The 15149-nt window shown below is 59.0% G+C and carries 19 protein-coding genes; 11 read left to right on the forward strand and 8 right to left on the reverse strand.

Annotation, left to right across the window (positions count from 1 at the left end; genetic code table 11):
- Both ACZRN6_RS23425 and ACZRN6_RS23430 read left to right on the forward strand, forming a co-directional pair.
- Window positions 1-283: energy transducer TonB family protein (locus ACZRN6_RS23425; RefSeq protein ID WP_464008944.1), on the forward strand; the 283-nt coding region annotated here is incomplete at its 5' end.
- Window positions 284-308: 25 nt separating this feature from the next.
- A complete protein-coding gene (locus ACZRN6_RS23430) occupies window positions 309-584 on the forward strand; it encodes a hypothetical protein (RefSeq protein WP_322145881.1) in 276 nt (91 codons plus the stop codon).
- Window positions 585-904: 320 nt separating this feature from the next.
- Here ACZRN6_RS23430 and ACZRN6_RS23435 read toward each other — a convergent pair whose 3' ends face one another.
- Window positions 905-1180, reverse strand: a complete 276-nt coding sequence (locus tag ACZRN6_RS23435; protein WP_464008945.1) for a hypothetical protein — start codon at window positions 1178-1180, stop codon at window positions 905-907.
- Between the two features lie 69 nt (window positions 1181-1249).
- On the reverse strand, window positions 1250-1537 hold the full coding sequence (locus ACZRN6_RS23440) for a hypothetical protein (RefSeq protein WP_464008946.1): 288 nt from the start codon (window positions 1535-1537) through the stop codon (window positions 1250-1252).
- 113 nt (window positions 1538-1650) lie between these two features.
- On the opposite strand from ACZRN6_RS23440, the gene ACZRN6_RS23445 reads away from it, so the two are divergent.
- The gene (locus tag ACZRN6_RS23445) at window positions 1651-1827 is read left to right on the forward strand and encodes a hypothetical protein (protein WP_464008947.1); all 177 of its coding nucleotides are present in this window, start codon (window positions 1651-1653) and stop codon (window positions 1825-1827) included.
- 128 nt (window positions 1828-1955) lie between these two features.
- Window positions 1956-2390, forward strand: a complete 435-nt coding sequence (locus tag ACZRN6_RS23450) for a hypothetical protein (RefSeq protein ID WP_464008948.1) — start codon at window positions 1956-1958, stop codon at window positions 2388-2390.
- Here the strand turns inward: ACZRN6_RS23450 and ACZRN6_RS23455 are convergent.
- Window positions 2383-2712, reverse strand: coding sequence for a hypothetical protein (locus ACZRN6_RS23455; RefSeq protein ID WP_322145878.1), 330 nt, complete (start codon window positions 2710-2712; stop codon window positions 2383-2385). The genes ACZRN6_RS23450 and ACZRN6_RS23455 overlap by 8 nt on opposite strands.
- 329 nt (window positions 2713-3041) lie before the next feature.
- Window positions 3042-4373 carry an OprD family porin gene (locus ACZRN6_RS23460; protein ID WP_322145877.1) on the reverse strand — a complete coding sequence of 444 codons (1332 nt, stop codon included), beginning with the start codon at window positions 4371-4373 and terminating at the stop codon, window positions 3042-3044.
- A 266-nt stretch (window positions 4374-4639) separates the two neighbouring features.
- On the opposite strand from ACZRN6_RS23460, the gene ACZRN6_RS23465 reads away from it, so the two are divergent.
- Both ACZRN6_RS23465 and ACZRN6_RS23470 read left to right on the forward strand, forming a co-directional pair.
- Window positions 4640-4975 (forward strand): helix-turn-helix domain-containing protein, encoded by a 336-nt coding sequence (locus ACZRN6_RS23465; protein ID WP_322145876.1) that lies wholly within the window; start codon window positions 4640-4642, stop codon window positions 4973-4975.
- 88 nt (window positions 4976-5063) lie between these two features.
- Window positions 5064-5258 (forward strand): hypothetical protein, encoded by a 195-nt coding sequence (locus ACZRN6_RS23470; RefSeq protein WP_322145875.1) that lies wholly within the window; start codon window positions 5064-5066, stop codon window positions 5256-5258.
- 98 nt (window positions 5259-5356) lie between these two features.
- Here ACZRN6_RS23470 and ACZRN6_RS23475 read toward each other — a convergent pair whose 3' ends face one another.
- Window positions 5357-6763, reverse strand: a complete 1407-nt coding sequence (locus tag ACZRN6_RS23475) for a MalT transcriptional regulator family protein (RefSeq protein WP_464008949.1) — start codon at window positions 6761-6763, stop codon at window positions 5357-5359.
- Between the two features lie 262 nt (window positions 6764-7025).
- Here ACZRN6_RS23475 and ACZRN6_RS23480 point away from each other — a divergent pair, with 262 nt between their 5' ends.
- Entirely contained in the window at window positions 7026-7301 is a 276-nt protein-coding gene (locus ACZRN6_RS23480; protein WP_322145866.1) for a hypothetical protein, read from the forward strand.
- On the opposite strand, the gene ACZRN6_RS23485 is transcribed toward ACZRN6_RS23480, so the two are convergent.
- Window positions 7292-9007, reverse strand: coding sequence for an amidase (locus ACZRN6_RS23485; protein ID WP_464008950.1), 1716 nt, complete (start codon window positions 9005-9007; stop codon window positions 7292-7294). The genes ACZRN6_RS23480 and ACZRN6_RS23485 overlap by 10 nt on opposite strands.
- 152 nt (window positions 9008-9159) lie before the next feature.
- Between ACZRN6_RS23485 and ACZRN6_RS23490 the strand changes: the two genes are divergently transcribed.
- From ACZRN6_RS23490 to ACZRN6_RS23500, 3 genes are all read left to right on the forward strand, one after another.
- A complete protein-coding gene (locus ACZRN6_RS23490; protein ID WP_464008951.1) occupies window positions 9160-9465 on the forward strand; it encodes a putative quinol monooxygenase in 306 nt (101 codons plus the stop codon).
- Window positions 9466-9551: 86 nt separating this feature from the next.
- On the forward strand, window positions 9552-9806 hold the full coding sequence (locus tag ACZRN6_RS23495; RefSeq protein ID WP_464008952.1) for a hypothetical protein: 255 nt from the start codon (window positions 9552-9554) through the stop codon (window positions 9804-9806).
- Window positions 9807-10411: 605 nt separating this feature from the next.
- Window positions 10412-10924, forward strand: coding sequence for a hypothetical protein (locus ACZRN6_RS23500; protein ID WP_322145862.1), 513 nt, complete (start codon window positions 10412-10414; stop codon window positions 10922-10924).
- A 930-nt stretch (window positions 10925-11854) separates the two neighbouring features.
- On the opposite strand, the gene ACZRN6_RS23505 is transcribed toward ACZRN6_RS23500, so the two are convergent.
- Together ACZRN6_RS23505 and ACZRN6_RS23510 are read right to left on the reverse strand one after the other, a co-directional pair.
- Window positions 11855-12493: a helix-turn-helix domain-containing protein gene (locus ACZRN6_RS23505; protein WP_464008953.1), complete on the reverse strand. Its 639-nt coding sequence runs from the start codon at window positions 12491-12493 to the stop codon at window positions 11855-11857.
- A gap of 4 nt (window positions 12494-12497) precedes the next feature.
- Window positions 12498-12656, reverse strand: a complete 159-nt coding sequence (locus ACZRN6_RS23510; RefSeq protein ID WP_322145860.1) for a hypothetical protein — start codon at window positions 12654-12656, stop codon at window positions 12498-12500.
- A 216-nt stretch (window positions 12657-12872) separates the two neighbouring features.
- Here ACZRN6_RS23510 and ACZRN6_RS23515 point away from each other — a divergent pair, with 216 nt between their 5' ends.
- Window positions 12873-15020, forward strand: a complete 2148-nt coding sequence (locus tag ACZRN6_RS23515) for a TonB-dependent receptor family protein (RefSeq protein ID WP_464008954.1) — start codon at window positions 12873-12875, stop codon at window positions 15018-15020.
- The last annotated feature ends 129 nt before the right edge of the window (window positions 15021-15149 follow it).

Genomic DNA, 15149 nt, shown 5'->3' on the forward strand with positions numbered 1-15149 from the left:
AGGGCTTGTGGCTCATTTGAATAAATTCAAAAGTTACCCGATCGCCTCACAATTGGCCGGGGTTGAAGGCACAAACCAACTGCGTTTCACGATAGATGGCGACGGGAATGTCGTTTCTTATGAGCTGATACAAAGTTCAGGCAATGTGGACTTGGACGCGGCCACTTTAGGGTTAATCCGTCGCGCCCAGCCACTGCCAAAACCACCAGCCGATTTAATGAAAGATGGCCCGATTACGATCACTGCCCCGCTTATCTACTCTCTAGACGGAAATATTCTCTAAGCGAGGGGAGGGGCCAGTATCCAAAATGTGGGCGACTCACACTAATTTCCCATTGTTGGAGCAGCTTTTGTCGAGTGTATCAACCCAGTCAAGCCCAAATTTCTCTCTCTTCAACCCTGTTGAAATCAAAGCGGATATTTTAGAAAGTCTGTTTTACTTCGGTGCAAGCGTTGTTTGGCGTTCCAACGTTTGGGATTGGGGATCACATCCATCCATACATAAAGGAACGCTGGGGCGATTGTATGAAGGTAGATTTAAAGATTATCTTCTTGGCAATACTGATGCCATCAAAGACGTTTGATTAATTGTAACCCTCAACACTAACTATAATCTTCATAGGTTGTTGAGGTTTCCAGCCTGTATTGAGGAGGCTGGGTGTTGCCTGCACGAGTTTGACGTTCTCGGGATTTTCTTTAAATTTATAGTTGGAAAAAATCCCGCGCCGGAATTCAAAGCGGTTTTTGAACAGGCGGAAACTAATACTATAATTTTGGGTTCTGATATGCCCAAGTCAAACGATTTGCTGTCCTTGGCAGACGATTTCCATAAGGCTTTTCCTGACTCTGCTGATGGCGCAATTCGTTGATATGGGGTATTACGGGTGACCGGCATGGAGCCGGATCAAGGAGTGTTGCTCGCCCCGCAGTTCCGGCAGTCTTCCCGATAGCGCCGCGCGTCACTGATGAGCCGGCCGCAGCCGTCGCAATTGAACATCATTATTTTTGGCTTCTTCGGCTTGGCCAACTTGATTCCGGTACCGCGCAGGGCTTCCTTGATGTTCACGTCATCGCGTTCGACCAAACTGCGGCTATGCGCGTCGATGTAGGGCTTGGGCCAGACCACCGCGCCTGATTGGCCGAGCTTGCCGATCCAGGTGACGGTGTGGGCCCTCGGCATCACCACAGCCTTGGAAAGGTCGCTTGTGAACACGCCATCTTCGCAAAGCCAAATCAGGTTGTTGCCGTTTCAGCACTGCGGCTTCTGGATGTAAAACTCGGCTGCGTCGGGGTGTTGGTCCAGCACCTCGCTCAACGTCACACGCTGGCAGTCGACACCAATACGCGCCCGGGCATCGACGTAGGCCTTGGGCCACGGAATGTCAGTGTCGCGGTGATCGCAAGCGCCGTCCCGGGTGAACACCTGGGCCTTGGCCAGGTCGGTGACATATCCAGAGCCGCCAAAGCCCCAGAAGGACAATCCATCGCCGACGTAGGCGTGGCTGCGACTGTCTTGCAGGTAGAACTGGTCGCTCATGAATTATCTCCAGTCAAGCGCCGCCCTCCGTGATATCGGATGGAGGCTGAATGATTGATGGCGTTACTGGGCGGGAAAATTTACAATTTCTGTTTTATCATGGAGATGAATAGATGTTCCCCAAGTACGTGCGCCCGGTTGGTTATGGTTTGGTGGTAGTAGGGACGATCTCACTACTATTTTCGGCTTTCGAGTTGTTTGCTGGAAGAGATTCTCTGTTCGACGTGGCTAAATCAGCAGTGTTTGTTCTGTTTGGTGTTTGGATTATCAAGAGCGCAGTGAAGGTCTAGCTACATCCCAAAGTGCCAATTTCACCCAGCCGTGCCCGACCGTTACCGGATGCTGCGAGTAGGATGGGATTTTGGAAAAGGATAAGGTATCGATCCACACCTTGGATTTGAGCCTATAAGGAGCATTGATGCGACACGAGATTTTTTGGCGCTTTATAGCAATGATTTTGTTCAGCTTCACGCTGACCGGGTGTATTCATTACGAACACAAAAGTGCAGAAGGAAAATCAAACTCCGAAATCGCTACGATTCAGCAGTTCGATAAATCTTTGACAATATTTAAGATTGACGACGATCAAACCCTATATTGGTTGAGCCGCCAAAGCGAATACCGACTGGGTGCAGGCAGGCATAAGATTCAAGTTCGTAAATTTATTACCGCTGAACAGCAAACTGCTCCGATTGAAATGACCGTTGATCTCGTGGGCGGCCGTACTTATGGTCTCTATGGGATCTCTTCGCTGTCATGGTGGAGATATGAGGTTCGTGACGTGGAGACTGGGCAGCCGGCAGATGTTGCGGATTCTGTTGCCAACGAAACGCCTTCGACATCAGTTAAATAGATGGCTCGATAATATCGTCGCCCGGGTCTTTCTGGATGGCGAGCAGGCTTTTATTGAGGAATTCCCGCGCCACGTTTTCCGATATCTCGATTTCGTGGCGCGGTGGATTCAGCAGCGGCTGGCATTTCGCTGAACCCATCGCGTGTAGGTGATGAATCATCAGCGTCATCGCCTCGTCCTGCTCAGTAATGCCTGACCACTCTATCAGGTCGGCCAGGGCCTGCCGGGGTCCGAGGCGAACCCTGAGCCTCAATTCTTCTTCGGCAAGTGCCACGCGCTTCCTTGCGGTTTTCGCCGAGCGCTCCTGCACAGTCTTGGCCATGGCCTACCTCTTCTATTCCGCTGGCCGGCAGTGCGAGCCAGGTTTGTCGTTTGCGTTGCTGGATGCGGGCTATACGGCGCATGAAGTACTGCTACGTTGCGCTTTGGGGTAGCAAGACGGGAGGCACGACAACTACCTTGAAAAGCCCCGCTATTGCGGGGCTTTTGCGTTTCTGGGGTTCAGGAATTCGCGACTATCCCGTGCGCCCAAGGAAATGGTTCAGCGCGATCAGCTCGCACACCGCCACGAGAACGCACAGCACGACGAAGCCGGGCCCCGTGACACGCGCACAGCGCCCGGCTGATCCAGCAACCGGACAAACCCTCTGTTTAGAAGATGTTCAGCGGGTACTCGGTAATCAGGCGCGTCTGCACCAGGTGCCCCCCGGTGTTCGCATCGCCATCGTGCCAAGCCTCTCGCAGGCGAAAGCTCAACTTCTTGGCCGGGCCGCTCTGCACGACGTATTTCACCTCGGCGTCGGTTTCGTGTTCCTGGTCATTGGCACCATAGAAACCGGTGTAGGCCGAATTGCCGGGAGTATGCGTTCCATCGATGCCGGCACCGCGAATATGGCGGGCCATGAAGCTCAGGCCGGGGGCGCCAAAGGTGCTCATGTCCAGGTCATAGCGCATCTGCCAGGACCTCTCGCCCGGGCCGTTGAAATCAGAGTACTGCACTGAGTCGGCGAGGTTGATCGAGTTGCCGTAGCGGCCGGCACCGACACCGGCGTTGGTGCCGCCAAAGCCGACATAGTCGAATGGCTCGTCACCATGGACCTTCTGTCCGGCGAGGGTGAAGGTCTGCGCGCCCAGGGTGTAGGCCGCCGCCAGCGAGGCTGCGGTGGTGTCGATGGTCCCGGCCTTGGCGCTGCCGTCGTCCAGTGTGCGGTAGAGGTTGAAGTCCAGCGCGACGGACTGGTTATCGGCCAATGGATGAACAAGGTTCAAGTTGACGTAGTACTGGTTCCAAACGTCTTCCAGGTGCGCCCCGTACAGCGACGCGGTGAATTCCTTGCTGAACTGGTACTTGCCACCCGCGAAGCTGGCCGACGCCGCCCCCACACCGGCATAGCTGGCGAGAATGTCGCCGCTGCGTGAGGTGGTGGTGTTACCGGTGCCGGAGGTGTAATGCCCGGCCTCCAGGTTCAGGCCGGTGATTTCGTGGCTGTCGATCTGGAAGCCCGATGCGGTCTGCGGCATCAGGTAGTTATCGGCGGTGGCGAACACCGGTGACGTGGGCTGCAGGTCACCGACCTTGAGGGTGGTATTGGAGATACGGAACTTGACGTCACCGCCGGCCTTGGCGTAACCATGATCCGGATGGCCATTGGCGTCGGAAGGGATGGTGGGGCCGCCGGCCCGGTCGGTGCTGCCGTCGATGCGCAACGCCAGGTCGGCAAACGCATCAATGCCGATGCCGACGGTGCCTTGGGTGAAGCCGGAGCTGTAGTTCGCCATCAGCGCCTGGCTCCAGTCCCGGGTGTGGGCGATGCTGCCGTTCTGGTTCCAGAACACGTTGCGGTTGAGAATATTCAAGCTGCTGTCCGCAACAAAGCCTTTTGAATCTGACTGATCGCTTGCATAGCTGATGGCCGGGAAGGCGAGTGCCAGTGCCACGGCCAAGGTGTTGAGCTGAAGTAGCGGTTGGCGTTTTTTTTTCATTATATTGGCTCCAGTGCACGAGTTCGTGTTGGAGCATTAAGGCGATAGCCCCGACCATCAACAAATGAAACTGGATGAATATTTTGATACCCCTTTGCTGCGGTTCGGTCGTGTGAAGGCCAGCTGATAACGCGCGTTCCGGCTATTGCTGCTTCCTGTGAATGTGTTCCATGAGGAAAATTGAATTTCTGGCCAGGATGTTTCTCCATTGAAGAGACGGGCCCGGTCGGACGGGTGCACTTTGGACATCAGAGCAGAGGCTTGCGATGAAAGAAATTGGTCGGAGACTGAAAAACGAACGGCAACGCATGGGGCTGACCGTTCAGCGCCTGGCTCACATTGGTGGCGTCACGCCGATTGAGCAGCAACAGTACGAACTTGGGGAAACACTGCCTCGCGCTGATTATTTGGCGGCTGTCGCCAATGAGGGCATGGACGTGGTGTACGTGGTGACTGGCAAAAAACAGGCGATAGTCAAACTGTCGTGGGAGAAGGCACAAGAGCTGCTGGATAACCGCGTGATTGCCAAGGAGTTGTTCCAGGGCGAGGGCGAAGAAGAGATCCTTTTTAAAGTGACTCGCCCGAAAAACCGCAGCACATAACCGTTCGTCCATCTCCCGGCACTCGCCTTGCCGTGGGGTTTCTTATGTTCAAGCACGGACATCCCGCGCGCCACAACGGAGAGCCAGCATGGAAATTGACGAGAAGGCCCCTGGAAACGTATCCCAGCAGGGCGTAACGCGTGGTACAGACAACGAAACCGGGCATGACCCCAGGCGCCAGCCCGAGGTGCCTCTGCCATCGGACGACGACGCGCCTCTGGAAGAAGACATGTCCGACGTGGACGCCGCCGATTCGGTAGCGAGTGAACACCCCGACAACTAATCCAAGATTCACTGGAACAAGCCCGACACACGGTGTCGGACTTGTCCTGTAGGCAACATTCCTGCCCTCGCCACCGCACTTTTTCCTGTTTTCCCGCTCTATCTTTGTCCCGACCACACTAATTCCCGGCGTGGACGCATCAGGCGCCTGTCGTTCTGGATGACACCATGTGCCAGTTGCAGCAGTTGAGTGGCCAGCGCGTGGTTTCCCAGCTTGGCGTGCAGGTAGGCTTGGAGCAGCAAAAGATCAGGCTCGCTGCGCCGGGTTGGCTCGTCGAATTGCCGCAGCAGGCTTTGTGCATAGCGTATCCCATGGCTTAACACGGACTCCCATCCTCCGGCACGCACCACCATATTCACCGCCAGCGCGGTGTCGCCGGCGCGCAACGCATGCGAGACAGCCGGGATCCAGTCCTTTTCTTGTGCCAGCCAATGGGCAGCAGCGCGGTGGATGCGCTGGGCGTTTGTGGCGTCGCATTTTTTGCTCAGGAAATCTCGCAGCAGGCGGTGATAGCGGAACCACTGGCGCTTGGCGTCCAGCGGTACCAGCAGGGCGTCCAGGTGGCTCAGTTGTGCGAGCAGTTGGGCGCTGTCTGTGCGGCCGCGTATCGCGTCAGCGAACCCTGCATTGAAACGCTCCAGCAATGATGTATCGATCAAGAAGCATTGGCACGCTTGCGGCAAGCATCCCACGACTTGCTCCGTCAAGTAGGCGGCGATATCGGTAACGTGGCCAGAGAATTCGCTCAAGCTGTACAGCGAGCCGTTGCAACTGGCTCGCCACAGCCGAGCCAGTTGCACGGCCACCGGCCAGCCTTCGGTTGTTTCATGCAGGTGATGCAGGTCTGACGATGAGAGGTCGGGTCCAAGGATCGAACTGGTTTCGCTGGTTGAGAGGGCCAATTCGCGAGCGGATACCTCGTGCACCCATCCCATGGTTTTCCAGCGTGCCAGTGGCCACTGGGGGCGGGTGCGGCTGGTGACTACCCATTGCAGCCAGGGTACAGCCTGTTCCAGCAACGCTTGCACAATGGGCTCGAGGTGCTCGTTGGCAGCTGTGTGGTAGTCGTCGAGCAGTAGGGTGACGGCGCGATTTTCCCGCGCCATGGCGTGAAGCAAGGCTGTGATGGTGCGTTGTGGGTGTGCATCCAGGGATTGGAACTTCGCCAGCCGAGGCAGGTGCCCGAGATCAAGACCTGCGTGGTCGAGCGCCAGGATCAGGTAGGCCAGGAAACGGTTGGGTTCTGCGTCTGCCTCATCCAGCGATAGCCAGGCAACGGTTGCGTCTGGGGAGGTGTGGAGTAGCTCCTGGCGCCACTGCATCAACAGTGTTGTTTTGCCGTATCCGGGCGGTGCTACCAGCAGAATCAACGGCCCTTCAACCCGCGCTTTTAGTGACGCCAACAGTTCGTGTCGGGGCATTGAAGTGAGTAACGTCAGCGGCGGCGTCAGTTTGCCGATCCAACGCCAGGTGTGCTGGGAATCACTTGAAGGGTCATGGTTCACGGCGGGGGCGCTCGTGTCGATAAGGTAGGTCTGAAGGCTTTATCAGTAATGGGCAACTAGCGTTGAGATGATGAGTAACGGAATGTTTACGTGTTGTGGTACGTTGGGGCCGAGGCCGGACAGTGCGCTAACTTCGTTCTGTGAGATTTCGTAAGCCCTTTCCCTGTTTACTGTAGGAGCGGGGCTTTCTCCCCATGCAGTGCTTGAAACAACACCTCGCTCGGTCATAGCCTGACGCTTTTCCTGATATTGAGGCCCTGCATTGGGTAAGCGAAAAACGGTTTGGCCCACGGAGCGGGAAGTTCGACTGCGCTTTATCCTGCTGGCAATCATTGAAACCGCTTGTGATCGAGGCGTTCCCATCGAGCGACTGTTGCTCTCGTACATCCTGCTGCGCAACAAGCCAACCCAGGAGCAACTTTGGCAGGCAATCAGCGATTGCCTGCTCCTTGAAGAGATGGGCGGCTTCCGATTTGAGCCCGGGTCGGAGGCCGATCAGTTGATGCGCAAAATCAGCGCCGCTGACAATCAGGCCTGACCCGCCACCAACACCGGCGTGCGTGGCGGCACCCGGCGCTTGCTGCCCGTCGACTCATACGCGAAGGCCAATCGCAGCAGCGCCGAATCATCATACGCCCGGCCGGCAAAGGTCAGCCCTACCGGCATGCCGATATCCGCCATGATGCCCATCGGCACCGTCACCGTCGGTACGCCAAGGTGTCGGATGGCGAGGTTGCCGTTGGCCACCCACACCCCGTTGCTCCAGGCGATATCCGCCGACGCCGGGTTCATATCCGCATCCGCCGGACCTACGTCGGCGACTGTCGGGAAAATCACCGCATCCAGCCCCAGGTTATCCATCCAGTCCTCAAGGTCGATGCGCCGAGTCTGTTCCAGGCCGCGCAAGCCGTCGGGCACGGTGCTGATCTTGTCCCACGGGGTGATGCCCCGCTGGGCCATACGCACATACTCGTCCATGCCGGCCGCCAGGTCGTCTTCGCGGTTGGGCAGGGTGCCAGGGTCGTGGGGGAAGATTTTCGGGCCGTCGACATCGGCCAGGCGGTTCAGTGCAGGGTCACCATTGGCGCGCAGAAAATCGTCGAATGCCCAGGCCGACAGCTCCCACAATTCATCGTGAAGGAATTCCTTGGACACCAGGCCACGGGTAAACACTTTAGGTGCGCCCGGGCGGTCGCCTTCGCAATTGGAAACCAGCGGGAAGTCCACCTCGACCACTTCGGCGCCGGCCGCTTCGAGTGCCTTGCGCGCGGCGTCCCACAGGTCGATCACCGAGGCGCGGGTTTTGATTGGCTGGCCGGTGGGGCCGCCGATTCCCGGGTCATCGCTGGTGCCCGCCTCAGGGTCGGCATTGATGTACATGCGAGGCACGCCAAAGCGTTTGCCGGCCAGTGCCTCGCCGGTCGCGGCCAGGGCACCATAGGATTGGGGGCGTACCGAGGCCACGCTCGGGATCGGCACCCAGGGCTGCATCCGCCACAGGTCGCCGCGGGTTTCAGGATCTTCTGCCACCACCACATCGAGCACTTCAAGCAGGTCGGCCATGGTTCGGGCGTAGGGCACGACCACGTCCATGGTCGGGGTCAGCGGCCAGTTGCCGCGCACCGAGATCACGCCACGGGACGGGGTGTAGGCACACAGGCCATTGTTGGACGCCGGGCCGCGCCCGCTGGACCAGGTTTCTTCCGCCAGGCCAAACGCCGCGAAGCTCGCCGCGGTGGCCGTGCCGGCGCCGTTCGAGGAGCCCGAGGCGAACGGTGCGGTGAGGTAGTCGGCGTTGTACGGGCTCTCGGCCCGGCCATACACGCCGCGCTGCATGCCACCGTTGGCCATCGGCGGCATATTGGTCTTGCCCAGGCAGATCGCGCCGGTGGCGCGCAGCCGTTCGATAGTGAACGCATCGCGGTAGGCGGTCAGGTTCGCAAAAGCCGGGCTGCCGGAGGCGGCGGTGAGGCCCTTGACCAGGTAGCTGTCCTTGGCCGTGTAGGGAATGCCATCGAGCGGCCCCAGGGTGTTGCCGCTGGCTCGGCGTGCGTCGCTGGCGCGGGCTTCGTCAAGTGCTTGCGGGTTGCGCACCACTACCGCGTTGAGTGCCGTGGCGGTGTTGGGAGCATCAAAGGCGTCGATCCTGGCAAGGTAGGCCTCTACCAATTCAACCGCCGTGGCCTGGCCTGATTCGAGCGCAGTGCGCAGTTGGGCAATGGAAACTTCGGTTACTTCGATCACGTTCTTATCGCCGGGTGCAGAAAAGGGGGAGGGTTTGAGCGCTGACTCAATCCATGCAGTGAAAGTAGCTTACTGATAGATTTTTCGTAGCGCCAGAGCAGGGCATCCCTTACTGTGGCCGCTCACTTTTCTTATCGATAACGGTGCTGTTTATGTCTGCTGAAGTCCGGCTTGTCGTCATCATCAATACCCAGCCTGGGCGGGGTGCAGACCAGTTGGCCGCGTTTGCCAGGCTCGCTCCGCTGGTGCGGGCCGAAGCGGGCTGCATCCAGTACGACCTGCACCCGGTCGACGGCAACAGCGACAGCTTCGTGTTGCTCGAGACATGGGCTTCAAAGGCGGCGCTCAAGGATCATCACGCAGCACCTCACATGCTGGAAGCCGCGAAGCTTAACCCGACATTCCGTGCAGGGCCTGCCAACGTATTGGTGCTGGAACCCGCGGTCCAGACACCTTGACTTCAACCCGATGGCTCAAGGGTTTATCATTGACCCTTGATTTTTTGCTGCTTGGAAAGATTTCGATGGTGTTTACAAGGACTGTCATGGCGAGCGCACTGCTCGCCGTTCTGGCCACTTCGGCCCACGCTGCCAACCTGGACCTGACCTACGAGGCACCGATCCTCAGCGCTGTGCCTTTCACGCCCCCGGCCGAGCCCAAGCCGCGCTTCCCGGTCAAGAGCCTGGCGCCGGTAACCCTGGAAAACAGCTGCACCGGCCCCGAATGCAGCTACGAAACCGACATCAGCCTGCCCCGTGAGGAGCAGACTGTGCGGCGCGTTTCCATCGGTATTCAATAAAACCCGCTGGCGCCTCAGGCAATCCCATACCGTGGCGCTGGCTTGCCCGTCTGAGTGGCCGCAAACAACGCGCCACGCGCCACGTGCCGCGTCATAGGTGCAATCGGAGCTGGCGGAAACGGCGGTGAAGGTACAGATAGTGCTCCCGGCCGCCACCGCTACCGAAATTTGGCACGCGTCGGGCATTCTCCTTTCCGCGCTGCAAGAGACGTCGGTCATGACCACCGATAACCTGGTGGACGCGGCATTGGCCGGACTTGACCAAGGCGAAACCATCACCTTGCCGTCGGTGGCGGATGGCACTTTGTGGGATTCTTCGCCGAGTGAGCGAGTATTTTCAGGGTGGTTAGATCGTTTATTTCCTTATGGATGGGTGCCATTCCTCGATCGCATATCCATCGCGCCGGTTCAGCCCTTATTACGGAGCCGGTCGGCGCGATTGCTTCATAACGTCTGTTATCGCGGAGTTATTGGCTGCCTCGCTCCAATAAACCCCCATGGAACATCTATTCCTGCTGCTGCGCCAGCGCCTTGCGCGGTTGTGCGGCTTCTCTAGAATCGGCGCCAGAACTTACTCACTTCCTGTCGATTACGGAGTTTCGAACATGATGAACGCCCTGCAGATGCCAATGAACAACGCGATGCCGATGATGCCGATGATGGGCATGCCGATGATGATGGCAACCATGACCTGCACGATGACCGACGAGGCCATGATGTGCACCGTGAAGCCGGCCGCTGGCATGGACATGGCGATGTTCAAGAACAACGCCGAGATGATGGCGATGATGATGAACTGCGGCATGCCGATGATGATGCAGTGCGCCAACCTGTCGATGATGTGCATGTCCGAAGATGGTCAGGCGGTGATGAACAGCATGTCCGCCATGAACATGCCGATGATGATGCCGATGGGCATGCCGATGCCGATGATGAAGTGCGTCATGGAGTGCAAGATGGAAGCAGATTGCATGACCTGCAAAATGATGCCGATGCCAGGTATGGGCATGGGCATGATGAACAACTGCTGCATGTTGATGATGAAGATGATGAACGACTGCGCCATGCCGATGATGATGAGCTGCAACGGCATGCCGATGATGTGCTGCACCTGCTGATTGGTATGGCGTGAAACCAAAAAGGCTTGGTGAGTGCGGGCAATGTTGTTGGGGTTGGGGTGGGTTGGGTTGGGTACATATCCGTTATTTAGGTAATGGCTGCTATTGGTTTCGCTCTTACAGCGAGTCACTTTGCAAAAGCGGCAAAGTAACCAAAACGCTCTGCCCCGCCTGTCGGCACCTCGCCTAGGCTCGGTGTGCCCGAACGAAGGAATTGCTCCGCGGGCCGCCGCGACGGCCCGTCCCTGGCCCGTCGCGGCTAAACCGGCGTCCTGCCGGTTTACCCGCTCCTCAATCCCTGCGTTCGGCCTCGGGCTGAATGGGGCAGTCAGATCAAGATCAAAAGCAAGAGCACGGCGGCCTGAAAGCCGACCTGAGTGTTAAAAGCCAGGGCAAAAGCTGTAGGAGCTGGCTTGCCGGCGATGCAGGCGACTCGGTCTTTCAGATACACAGAGGCGATGCCATCGCCGGCAAGCCAGCTCCTACATTGGAACCGTGCCCGCTTTAGCTGTTGATCTGGCTTTTAACACTCAAGCCGGCCTGTAGGCCGCTGTGTTCTTGATCTGCTTGTGATCTTGATCTTAGGCGCCCCGTCAACCACGCTGGCCGAACGCAGGCTTTGGAGCGTGGGTAACCCGGCAGGACGCCGGGTTAGCCGTCCTGGGCCAAGGATGGCCCATGACGGCGGCCCACGGTCCAAAGCCTGCGTGAGGGCACACCGAGCCTAGGCGAGGTGCCGAGTGGTGGGGCGAGAGCCTTTTGGTTACTTTTGGGCTCCTTTCAAAAGTGACCCGCCGTAAGGGCGGAACCCATCTAAGCCATCACCTAAATAACGGATATACACCCAGCCCAGCCCAACCCCAACACAACAAAGGGCTGTAGATACTGACGCTGCGCTACGGGTAAACCGCATTGCGGCGAGTGCCAGTTTCAGTCCAGCCGTTCCGGGTAGGTGATCACCAGAAACGCCACGGCCTCGCTGTCTGCCGGGTTGCGGTAGCGGTGGGGCTGGTCGGCGTAGAACAGGATCGAATCACCAGTGGAAAGCAGGTAGCGCTCTTCGTTGACGCTAACCTCCAGCACACCCTGGGCCACCACCAGGTTTTCCTGGATACCCGGCCCGTGACCTTCTGAAACTTCTTCGCCGAGTGCCTTCAGGCGTATCTCGTAGAACTCCGACTGGCGCGCCATATCGTAGGGAAACAGCGCGCGACTGGTAAACGTCCCATCGGCGCTCACCAGGCGTTTGCTCTGTTGCGCCGGCAGCAGCTCAACCCCTTCGAACGCACGGTTTTCCAGGAACGCGGCCACCGAGACTTTCAAGCCTTTGGCGATCTTGCACAGTACCTTGATCGACGGCACGCTGCGCCCGGATTCAATCTGCGCGAGCATCGCCCGGCTGACGCCGCAGTTGCGCGCCAAGGCATCCAGTGACAGGTAGCGTTTACTGCGCAGGCGTTGCAGGTTCTGCGCCACGCACTGGCCGATGGCATCATCGTCGCCGCTGTTGCAGTCCTTGGGTTTGGAGGGGAGAGCGGGTACTTCTGGAATCGCGTGCAGGAAATTCATCGCCTCACGCCCGGCGGGTATCGCTGGACGCCGTCGTGTGTACGGTAAACACCGCGACCCCAGCCCGCGCCGCGTACATCGCCCACATCAACTCTGCCGCTGCGCGAGCCTGGCGGCGTTTGCGGTGAAGGGTGAAATCGATGACGGTGGCAGATGCGTGCATGAGGTAAATCTCTGGGGACTCAATGGCCCTACAGTAAGTCGTGACGCTTATTTCCATAAATACTGAGTTTGCATTTGGTAATTCGATTTTGGACTTAACGCCGGATGAGGGCCATCCGTTCATAAGTGGTGACCCGCCGGGCCTCGCGGGCTTCCCACCACAGACCTTGTGCCGGACCAAGCCCGTCGCAAAAACGAATTCCAAGGATTTACCCCCATGCCCCCCGCGTTTCTGTTCCCCGCCCGAAAAGCCTGGCCCTTGCTGGGTTTTGGCGCCGCCCTGAGCTTCAGCCCGGTCTCCCAGGCCGAAGACACGCTGCAACTGGCACCCGTTGAAGTCAGCAGTGCCGAACTCAGCGCTGATGAACTGGCCCAGGCCCAGCTCAAGAGCGTGCCCGGCGCCACCAACTACATCGACATGAGCCGCGTCGGCCAGGGGCGGGTGAGCACCAATGAAGACGTGTTCAAGTACCAGGCCGGCGTGTACGCCAAGGCCGCGAACAATGAAGGGGTGAAGCTTTCCATTCGTGGCTCGGGCATCAACCGTGGCCCCGGCGCACACGCTTCGGGCCTTTACGAAACGTTCGACGGCCTGCCGCTGACCGGCCCAGGCGGCACGCCCTACGAACTCAAGGACCCGCTGTGGCTCAGTCGGGTTGAAGTGCTGCGCGGCGCCAACGGTTTTGACCAGGGCGCATTGGCCCTCGGCGGTGCAGTCAACTACGTGACCCACACCGGCTACGACGCGGCCAAATTGCAGGTGCGCTACGAGGCCGGTAGCCATGGCTACGCCCAGCGGGAAATCAGCTCGGGGCAGGTGTTGGGTGATGCCGACTACTACATCAGCCTTACCGACTCGCACTATGACGGTTTCCAGGACCACAGCGCCGGCAGCGGCCAAGGCATGGCGGCCAACTTTGGCTACCGCTTCAACCCCGACCTGGAAACCCGCTTCTATTTCCGCTACCGCGAAACCGACAACGATTCCCCCGGCAAGCTCACCCGCGACCAGATCAGCCACGACCCACGCGCCGCCGCCACCCTCAACGTGGCGCGGGACTCCCGGCGCACACAACCAGGCTCGACCTGGATCGCCAACAAAACCACCCTGCGCCTGGACGACAATGCCCAGGTCGAGGTCGGGCTGGCGTATCACGACTACCCGATGGACCTGCGCGAAGGCACCAACCGTCTCAAGGTGGCCTACACCGACGTCAGCGGTAGCGTGAACTACATCCGCCAGGACATGCTGTTCGGGCGCGACAGCAAGACCACCATTGGCCTGCGTACCACCCAGGCGATGCCGAATAACGGCGGCTCGGAATTCGTGCGGATCCCGGTCGGCAATACGGCGGGCTACGCGCCCGGTACCAAGACCCGTGACTACAGCTACCTGGGCTCCGACAGCGTGCTGCATATCGGCAATGACCTGGAACTGGTGCCAAACCTGTGGCTGACCACCGGGCTGGCGGCGATCTACACCCATCGCGAAACCGAAGTCAGCTATCCACAAACCCATGCCCCGGTCAGCCAGCACGATTGGGATTACGCACCGCGGGTTGGCTTGCGTTATGACTTAAGCCCCCAACTGCAGGTGTACGGCAACCTGAGTCGCTCGGTTGAACCGCCCCATGCGTGGTCGATGATCTGGGGTTCCAACAGGTATTTCCCGGCCAACAGCGGCCCGGCGAGCGGGTTGCAGCGCGAAGGCGTGAAGCTGAAAAACCAGACCGCAACCACCCTGGAAGTCGGCGGGCGAGGCGAGGAATGGTTCGGCCAGTGGGACCTGGCGCTGTACCGTTCCGAGGTGCGCCACGAACTGCTCGGCGTCGAAACCCAGGCCGCGACTCCCACCACATCCGCAATAATTGCCGAGTCCAACGCCAGCCCCACGGTGCACCAAGGCCTGGAACTGAGCCTGACCAGCCCGCTGTGGGACGCCGACCGCAGCGGCCAGCTCGCCTTGCGCCAGGCCTACACCTACAGCGACTTTCGCTACCGCAACGACGACCGCTTCGGCGACAACACCTTGCCCGGCATTCCCAGGCACTACTACCAGGCGCAATTGCGCTACAGCCACCCGAGCGGTTTCTACACCAGCCTCAACGGCGAGCATTCATCGCGGGTGGCCGTGGACTACGCCAACTCCTACTACGCGGCGGCCTACACGCTACTCGGCGCGACGCTCGGGTATGACGCGCCCAAGCACGACTGGCAAGCCTGGGTCGACCTGCGCAACCTCACCAACCAGCGCTACGCGAATACGGTCACGCCGGGTTATGACGACAAGGGAATGGATGTTGCGCGTTCGACGCCGGGGGATGGCATGGGCGTGTACACCGGGGTTTCCTGGAGCTGGCGTTAATCCATAAAGTGTTTGACGCTGGCAGTGGGTTACTGCTGGATCATCCCAATTTTTTCCAGGCCACTTGGAACACAACGGGTTGCTTTCAAGGTGGGCACAGGAAGTCGCAGATTCATTGCAGCCCATCAC

It is taken from the genome of Pseudomonas sp. A125, from assembly GCF_055409485.1.